This is a genomic window from Streptomyces sp. NPDC001292, assembly GCF_042896465.1.
Classification (GTDB): domain Bacteria; phylum Actinomycetota; class Actinomycetes; order Streptomycetales; family Streptomycetaceae; genus Streptomyces.
This window is the reverse complement of record NZ_JBIAXG010000136.1, coordinates 1-1,626: the sequence shown is the minus strand read 5'-3', so window position 1 is coordinate 1,626 and position 1,626 is coordinate 1. Positions and strand designations below refer to the sequence as shown.

Sequence of the window (1,626 nt, the reverse complement as noted above, 5' to 3'; positions counted from 1 at the left end):
GGTCAGCGCAGGGGGTCGAAGGGGGCCAGTTCCGTGGGGCGTTCGCCGGTGACGATCGTTTCGGCGAGGAGGCGTCCGGTGGCCGGGCCGAGGGTGATGCCCCACATGCCGTGGCCGCCCGCGGCGAAGACCCGGGGGGAGCGGGTGGCTCCGATCAGGGGCAGGCCGTCGGTGGTGCACGGGCGGGAGCCGACCCACTGGTCCCGGCGGGTGTCCAGGTCGGCGCCGCGCAGCAGCGGGCGTGCGGCCTCGGCGATGGCGTGGACGCGGCGGGTGTCCAGGGGCGCCTCCGGCTTGCGGAACTCCATCATCCCGGCGACGCGCAGACGGTCGCCGAGAGGTGTGCAGGCGACGCGCTGGGCGGGGAAGTAGACGGGGCCGGACGGGACGTGTTCGACCGGGACGCTGAAGCTGTACCCGCGGCCGGCCTGCACGAGGGAGCGCACGCCGAACTTCCGGGCGAGGCGGCCGAGCCAGGCGCCCGTGGCCAGAACCACCGCGTCGTGGCGCTCGCCGTCTGCGCCGCCGACGACCGTGACGCCGGCCGCCGTGTCCCGCACCTCGGTGACCTCCGTGCCTTCGTGGATCACCCCGCCGCGGGCACGGACGGCGTCGGCCAGGGCGTGCACGTAGTGGCCCGGGTCGAGGTAGCGCTGGCCGTGCAGCCGGATCGCCGCGCCGATCTCGTCCGACAGGGACGGCTCGACCCCCCGGGCCTCGTTCCCGTCGAGGACGTCGAACTCCATGGTCTGGCCCGCGGTGTGGATCTGCTCGAGCTCCTCCAGCAGGACCTTGCGCTCGGTGGCCGTGCGGTAGGCGGCGATGAAGGACTTGGCCTCGAGCGTCCGTGCCTCGACACCGCCCTCGGCCAGCGTGTCGAAGCTCGGCAGCGCCAGGCTGTTGATGGGGACGAGCGCACGCATCGACCGCAGCCACTGGGACGCGGTGCTGTGGCGGGCGAACCCGGCCAGGAACCTGAGCAGGTTCGGGTCGGCGCTCGGCGGGACGTAGACCGGAGAGGAGGGGCTGAGTACCGCGCGCACGCCGTAGGTGAGGACCGCGGGCTCGGGCAGCGGCGTCGCCAGGCCGGGGGTGAGCCATCCGGCGTTGCCCCAGGACGATCCGGCGGCCACCCCCTCGCGGTCGTACACGGTGACGCTGACGCCCCGCTCCTGGAGGAACCAGGCGGTGGACAGTCCGACCATGCCCGCGCCGACGACGGCGACACGGCTGGGGGCGGAGGGCGCGGGCGAGGGAGGGCGGGCGGCCATGCGGAACCTCTTCGTACGGGGGCGGTTCATACGGGGGCGGTGTCCGGGGTGGTGACGCCGCCGGACGCCTCCGATGGTGCTGCCGGCCGGCTCCGTTGTCTTTGTGGCGGCCGGACAATGGCAGCGGTGTCGATGATGCGGTGAGCACTATCCGCGTGGGACACAATGGGGCTCATGAACAGTCCCCCATGCCGCCCTGCGGGGTGCCGGCCGTGATCACCGTGACCGACCTCGTGGATTCCCTGGGGGCCGGGCTTCTGCGTACGGTCCTTGCGGCCGGGAACGCCGAGGTGCACGACGTCGCCCTGGCCGAGCCCGGTGACACCGCGGGCCGGCCCGGGGAACTCGTCCTGGG

Annotated in this window: 1 protein-coding gene; it reads right to left on the bottom strand. The window is 73.9% G+C overall.

What is annotated here, in order from left to right; translation table 11 throughout:
- Positions 1–2: 2 nt before the first annotated feature.
- Positions 3–1,271, bottom strand: coding sequence for an NAD(P)/FAD-dependent oxidoreductase (locus ACFY4A_RS42570; RefSeq protein WP_390834671.1), 1,269 nt, complete (start codon positions 1,269–1,271; stop codon positions 3–5).
- Positions 1,272–1,626: the final 355 nt, after the last annotated feature.